7 protein-coding genes are annotated in these 6,598 nt (G+C 62.3%); all 7 read right to left on the reverse strand.

Annotation, left to right across the window (positions count from 1 at the left end; genetic code table 11):
- Nucleotides 1-4: 4 nt before the first annotated feature.
- On the reverse strand, nucleotides 5-793 hold the full coding sequence (locus tag HMPREF3173_RS23700; RefSeq protein WP_043212807.1) for a protein phosphatase CheZ: 789 nt from the start codon (nucleotides 791-793) through the stop codon (nucleotides 5-7).
- Nucleotides 794-811: 18 nt separating this feature from the next.
- Nucleotides 812-1,186 (reverse strand): chemotaxis response regulator CheY, encoded by a 375-nt coding sequence (locus tag HMPREF3173_RS23705; RefSeq protein ID WP_011534888.1) that lies wholly within the window; start codon nucleotides 1,184-1,186, stop codon nucleotides 812-814.
- A gap of 104 nt (nucleotides 1,187-1,290) precedes the next feature.
- Nucleotides 1,291-2,031, reverse strand: a complete 741-nt coding sequence (fliA, locus tag HMPREF3173_RS23710; protein WP_043212803.1) for an RNA polymerase sigma factor FliA — start codon at nucleotides 2,029-2,031, stop codon at nucleotides 1,291-1,293.
- Nucleotides 2,028-2,861, reverse strand: coding sequence for a flagellar synthesis regulator FleN (gene fleN / locus HMPREF3173_RS23715; RefSeq protein ID WP_043212801.1), 834 nt, complete (start codon nucleotides 2,859-2,861; stop codon nucleotides 2,028-2,030). Before fleN ends, fliA begins: the two co-directional genes overlap by 4 nt.
- An 88-nt stretch (nucleotides 2,862-2,949) precedes the next feature.
- The gene (flhF, locus tag HMPREF3173_RS23720) at nucleotides 2,950-4,263 is read right to left on the reverse strand and encodes a flagellar biosynthesis GTPase FlhF (RefSeq protein WP_043212799.1); all 1,314 of its coding nucleotides are present in this window, start codon (nucleotides 4,261-4,263) and stop codon (nucleotides 2,950-2,952) included.
- Nucleotides 4,264-4,274: 11 nt separating this feature from the next.
- The gene (gene flhA, locus HMPREF3173_RS23725) at nucleotides 4,275-6,404 is read right to left on the reverse strand and encodes a flagellar biosynthesis protein FlhA (RefSeq protein WP_043212797.1); all 2,130 of its coding nucleotides are present in this window, start codon (nucleotides 6,402-6,404) and stop codon (nucleotides 4,275-4,277) included.
- A 12-nt stretch (nucleotides 6,405-6,416) separates the two neighbouring features.
- On the reverse strand, nucleotides 6,417-6,598 hold a 182-nt coding region (locus HMPREF3173_RS24735), incomplete at its 5' end, for a hypothetical protein (RefSeq protein WP_218188857.1).

Here is a 6,598-nt window from a genome sequence, read left to right on the forward strand (position 1 = left end):
CTCCCTAAAAACCCAGGCTGGACAGCAAATCGTCGACGTCGTCCTGACCGGACACGACATCTTCACGCTTATCGGCATGAATCTGCGGACCTTCACCCCGAGTCGGATGTTTTTCTTGATCTTTTTCAGCACGCAGCTGCTGGTGGTCATGTTCGATACCGGCAAAACGGTCGACCTGGCTGGCCATCAGCACGAGCTTGAGCAGATTGCTTTCGACTTCGGTGACCAGCGCGGTCACCCGTTTGATCACCTGGCCGGTGAGGTCTTGGTAGTCCTGGGCCAGGAGAATGTCGTTGAGATGGCCAGCGACCTTGCGGTTCCCCTCGGCGCTTTGCGTCAGGAAACTGTCGACGCGCTTGACCAGATCACGAAACTCCGGCGCTGCGACTTCACGACGCATGAAGCGCTGCCAGTCGGTGCTCAGGTTCTGGGCCTCGGCCTGCAGGTCGTTGAGCAGCGGCGTGCTCGCCTCCACCAGGTCCATGGTGCGGTTGGCCGCGCCTTCGGTGAGCTTGACCACGTAGGACAAGCGCTCGGTGGCGTCGGTGATCTGCGACACTTCCTCGGCCTGCGGCATGCGCGGGTCGATCTGGAAGCTGACGATCGCACTGTGCAGCTCGCGGGTGAGCTTGCCGACTTCCTGGTACAGGCCGCGGTCGCGGGTCTGGTTCAGCTGGTGGATCAGCTGCACCGCCTCGCCGAACCGGCCGTGCTCGAGGCTCTCGACCAGTTCCTGGGCGTGTTTCTTCAGGGTCGACTCGAACTCCCCCAACGATGTGTTCATTTGCTCCATGGCGCCCCCTGACGTGACTCAGCCGTTGACGCGTTCGAAGATCTTTTCGATCTTCTCCTTGAGCACCTGGGCGGTGAAGGGCTTGACCACATAGCCGTTGACCCCGGCCTGGGCCGCTTCGATGATCTGGTCGCGCTTGGCTTCAGCGGTCACCATCAACACCGGCATACCCTTGAGGCGGTCATGGGCACGGACCTTGCGCAGCAGGTCGATGCCGGACATGCCAGGCATGTTCCAGTCGGTCACGAGGAAGTCATAGTGGCCGTTTTCCAGCATCGGCAACGCCGTGGTGCCGTCGTCGGCCTCCTCGGTGTTGGTGAAGCCCAGGTCACGCAACAGGTTCTTGATGATCCGCCGCATCGTCGAAAAGTCGTCAACGATGAGGATTTTCATGTCTTTGTTCAATTAGACCTCCAAGCAGTCTTAAACGCGCCCGGCCCCCGGACGCGCATTCAATCAATTCGGTACAACATCCAACGACGGTGGCGAACCCTGGCTCAACGTGCCCGCCATTCCCCGAGACGGCTGCGCAGGCGCGCGGCGCACTGGCTGTGCAACTGGCTGACACGCGACTCGCTGACCCCAAGCACCTCACCGATTTCCTTGAGGTTCAGCTCTTCGTCGTAGTACAGCGCCAGCACCAGACGCTCACGCTCCGGCAGGTTGGCGATGGCTTCGGTCAGCGCGGCCTGGAAGCGCTCGTCTTCCAGATCCCGCGAAGGTTCCAGCTGGCCACTGGCGCCATCCTCGTGCAGCCCTTCGTGCTCGCCGTCCTGCAGGAGGTCGTCGAAGCTGAACAGGCGACTGCCCAGGGTGTCGTTCAGAATCCCGTAATAATCATCGAGACTCAATTGGAGTTCGGCAGCAACTTCATGATCTTTAGCGTCGCGACCGGTTCTGGCCTCCACGGCGCGTATCGCGTCGCTGACCATGCGGGTGTTGCGGTGTACCGAACGCGGCGCCCAATCCCCTTTGCGTACCTCATCGAGCATGGCCCCACGAATGCGGATGCCGGCGTAGGTTTCGAAGCTCGCGCCCTTGCTGGCATCGTATTTGTTGGCCACTTCCAGCAAGCCGATCATGCCCGCCTGGATCAGGTCCTCGACCTGTACGTTGGCCGGCAGGCGCGCCAGCAAGTGATAGGCAATGCGCTTGACCAGAGGGGCATAACGTTCGACCAGTTCGTACTGGGCATCACGCGCCGCCCGGCTGTACATCTTGAAACCGCTCGCATTCATAGTACCGGTCCTGCGCTGGTAGGCTGCACCAGACGCTCGACGAAAAACTCCAGGTGCCCGCGCGGGTTGGCAGGCAGCGGCCAGCTGTCGACCTTCTGCGCGATGGCCTTGAAAGCCAGCGCACACTTGGATCGAGGGAAGGCCTCATAGACCGCCCGCTGCTTCTGCACCGCCTTGCGTACACATTCGTCGTAAGGCACGGCACCGACGTATTGTAAGGCGACGTCTAGGAAGCGATCCGTGACCTTGGTCAACTTGGCAAACAGGTTGCGCCCTTCCTGCGGGCTCTGCGCCATGTTGGCCAGGACCCGGAAGCGGTTCATGCCGTAATCGCGGTTGAGCAGCTTGATCAAGGCGTAGGCATCGGTGATCGAGGTCGGCTCGTCGCAAACCACCAGCAGCACCTCCTGCGCGGCGCGCACGAAGCTCACCACCGAGTCCCCGATTCCCGCGGCGGTATCGATCACCAGCACATCGAGGTTGTCGCCGATCTCGCTGAACGCCTGGATCAACCCGGCATGCTGGGCTGGCGCCAGGTGCACCATGTTCTGGGTGCCGGAGGCGGCCGGCACGATGCGCACACCGCCTGGCCCCTGCAACAGCACATCGCGCAGCTCGCAGCGCCCTTCGATGACATCGGCCAGGGTGCGCTTGGGCGACAGCCCCAGCAGGACGTCGACGTTGGCCAGGCCCAGGTCGGCATCCAGCAACATGACCCGGCGGCCGAGCTCGGCCAGCGCCAGGGACAGGTTCACTGAAACGTTGGTCTTGCCCACGCCACCTTTACCGCCGGTCACGGCGATCACCTGTACGGGATGCATGCTACCCATGTTTGTTCTTTACCTTGTCTCGGGGCCCAGGCCACATCAGGAGCTGAACACGACGCTCATGATGCAGGTTCTTTGCGCTGTCCATTCGTCAACCCGCACGCTTGCCTGGGTTGTGGTAGAGATCAGCGAACATGTCGGCCATCGCCTCTTCGCTGGGCTCGTCCTGCATCTGCACACTGACCGCACGGCTGACCAACTGATGTTTGCGCGGCAGTTGCAGGTCGTCAGGAATGCGCGGCCCATCGGTCAGATAGGCCACGGGCAATTCGTGACTGATGGCAAGGCTCAGCACTTCGCCGAGGCTGGCCGTTTCATCAAGCTTGGTCAGGATGCAGCCGGCCAGGCCACAGCGCTTGTAGCTGTGGTAGGCGGCGGTCAGCACCTGCTTCTGGCTGGTGGTGGCCAGTACCAGGTAGTTCTTGGCGGCGATGCCGCGTCCGGCCAGGCTCTCCAGTTGCAGCCGCAGGGCCGGGTCGCTGGCCTGCAGGCCTGCGGTGTCGATCAGCACCACGCGCTTGCGCAACAGCGGATCGAGCGCCTGGGCCAAGGACTGGCCCGGGTCGACATAGGTCACCGGCACATTGAGGATGCGCCCCAATGTCTTGAGCTGCTCTTGGGCGCCAATGCGGAAGCTGTCCATGCTCACCAGCGCCAGATGCTGGGCGCCGTATTTGAGCACGTAGCGCGCCGCCAGCTTTGCCAACGTGGTGGTCTTGCCCATACCAGCCGGACCGACCATGGCGATCACACCGCCCTCTTCGATCGGCTCGATCTCGGGGACCTGGATCATCCGTGCCAGGTGGGCCAAGATCATGCGCCAGGCGTGGCGCGGGTCTTCGATCTCGCCGGCAAGCTCGAGTGCTTCGCGAGCGATCGGGCCCGACAGGCCGATACGCTGCAAGCGACGCCAAAGGTTGGCCTGCTGCGGCTTGTTGCCCTGCAGTTGGCTCCAGGCCAGGGATCCGAGCTGGACTTCGAGCAACTCGCGCAGGCCCGACAGCTCCGAGCGCATGGCATCGAACAGACGTGGATCGACCGGTGCCGGCGCTGGAGCCGCAACCTGCGCCGGCGCGTCAACCTGTGGCTCGACCAGTGGCTCGGAGGCGGTCAACGACAATCCGGCGAACAATTGGCGATTGCCGATTTCGTCGCTTTCGTTGCGTGTGCTCAGTTCGGCCTGGGCGGTGGCGATGCGCGTCTGGGTTTTGCGCAGCTCGTCCTCGAGTTCGATGTTCGGCACGCGTGGGGCCAGGGCGGACAGCTTGTAGTCCAGCGCGGCCGTCAACTCGACACCGCCGGCGATGCGCCGGTTGCCGATGATGGCGGCGTCGGAGCCAAGCTCATCCCGGACCAGCTTCATGGCCTGACGCATATCGGCGGCGAAAAAACGCTTAACTTGCATAACCCACTACCTCAGCCGTTGGGGCCCACGGTGGCAACGATGGTGACTTGCTTGTTGTCAGGTATTTCCTGATACGCCAGAACATGCAAATTCGGTACAGCCAGGCGACCGAAGCGCGACAGCATGGCGCGGATCGGGCCGGCAACCAGAAGAATGGCCGGCAGGCCTTGCATCTCCTGGCGCTGGGCCGCTTCGATCAGCGAACGCTGCAGCTTCTCGGCCATGCTCGGCTCCAGGAGAACACCGTCTTCCTGGCCTTGCCCGGCCCTTTGCAGACTATTGAGCAAAATCTGTTCCAACCTTGGCTCGAGGGTGATCACAGGCAGCTCGGACTCAACGCCGACAATGCTTTGCACGATGGCGCGACACAATCCGACGCGCACTGCCGCCACCAGCGCGGCGGTATCTTGACTCTTGCCAGCATTGTTGGCGATTGCCTCGGCGATACTGCGGATATCCCGCACCGGCACCTGCTCGGCCAACAACGCCTGCAAGACCTTGAGCAAGCCCGACAACGAAATGACACCCGGTACCAGCTCCTCGGCAAGTTTAGGCGAACCTTTGGCCAATACTTGCAACAGTTGCTGGACCTCTTCATGGCCGATCAGTTCATGGCAATGTTTCTGCAGGATCTGGTTGAGGTGGGTGGCCACCACGGTGCTGGCATCGACCACGGTATAGCCCAGCGACTGGGCCTGGGCACGCTGCCCGACGTCGATCCACACCGCCTCAAGACCAAACGCCGGGTCGCGCGCAGCGATACCGTTGAGCGTGCCGAAGACCTGGCCCGGGTTGATGGCCAGCTCCCGGTCCGGATAGATCTCCGCTTCAGCCAGGATTACCCCCATCAAGGTGAGGCGATAGGCGCTCGGCTGCAGGTCCAGGTTGTCGCGGATATGCACAGTGGGCATGAGAAAGCCCAGGTCCTGGGACAGTTTTTTGCGCACCCCCTTGATCCGTGCCAACAACTGGCCACCCTGGTTGCGGTCCACCAGCGGAATCAGGCGATAACCGACCTCAAGGCCGATCATGTCGATGGGCGTCACATCGTCCCAACCCAGTTCCTTGGTTTCCAAGGCACGCTGGGGCGATGGCAGCAGGTCCTGCTGGCGCTGCGCTTCTTCCTGGGCCTTGAGCTTGGCCTGTTGCTGACGACGCCAGACCAGGTAGGCACCGCCCCCGGCCGCCGCGCCAAGCCCCAGGAAGGCTATATGCGGCATGCCCGGAACCAAGCCCATTACGATCATCAGCGCCGCCGAAACAGCCAACGCTTTGGGCGAGTCGAACATCTGCCGATTGATCAGCTTGCCCATGTCCTCGGAACTGGAGGCTCGGGTCACCATGATCGCGGCGGCGGTGGACAGCAGCAGCGAGGGTAACTGCGCCACCAAACCGTCACCGATGGTCAGCAAGGCGTAGACCTTGCCCGCCTCGCCGGCCGACATGCCATGCTGCAGGATACCGATGAGCATGCCGCCGATAAGGTTGATGAACAGGATCAGCAGCCCGGCGATGGCGTCGCCGCGAACGAACTTGCTGGCACCGTCCATGGAGCCATAGAACTCGGCTTCCTGGGCGACTTCGGCGCGTCGGGCCTTGGCCTGAGCCTGGTCGATCAGGCCGGCATTGAGGTCGGCGTCGATCGCCATCTGCTTGCCAGGCATCGCGTCAAGGGTGAAACGTGCGCTCACCTCGGAAATGCGCCCGGCGCCCTTGGTGACCACGACGAAGTTGATGATCATGAGGATGGCGAACACCACCGCACCGACCACGTAGTTGCCGCCGATCACTACCTCGCCGAAGGCCTGGATCACCTTGCCCGCAGCACCGTGGCCTTCCTGGCCGTGGAGCATGACCACGCGCGTGGAGGCCACGTTCAGGGCAAGACGCAGCAAGGTTGCCACGAGCAGGATGGTGGGAAACGCAGCGAAGTCCAGCGGGCGCAGGGCGTATACGCAGACCAGCAGGACGACGATCGACAGGGCGATGTTGAAGGTGAAGAAGACGTCGAGCAGGAACGGTGGAATCGGCAACATCATCATTGCCATCATCACCAGCAGCAACAGCGGCACGCCCAGGTTGCCCCGGCCGAGACCAGCCAGGTTGTTTCGGGCGCTGTTGATTAACTGAGTGCGATCCACCGCAAATCCTCTTCAAGCAAAAACTTTGACGCCTGAATGGGCGTTTGGCGCTGCCTTTGCAAGAAGCCTTCCAACTTTTGAGCGCGGTGTTTGAGTTGGGCTTTTTGAGGGGGGCTTGTTGAATCGCGTGTATATCTGGTGTCGGTGGTGGCGCCACTGGCGCTTACGGCGGGTCACTTTGGTCTTGGCCAAAG

Source organism: Pseudomonas sp. HMSC08G10 (genome assembly GCF_001808425.1).
Taxonomy (GTDB): domain Bacteria; phylum Pseudomonadota; class Gammaproteobacteria; order Pseudomonadales; family Pseudomonadaceae; genus Aquipseudomonas; species Aquipseudomonas guariconensis.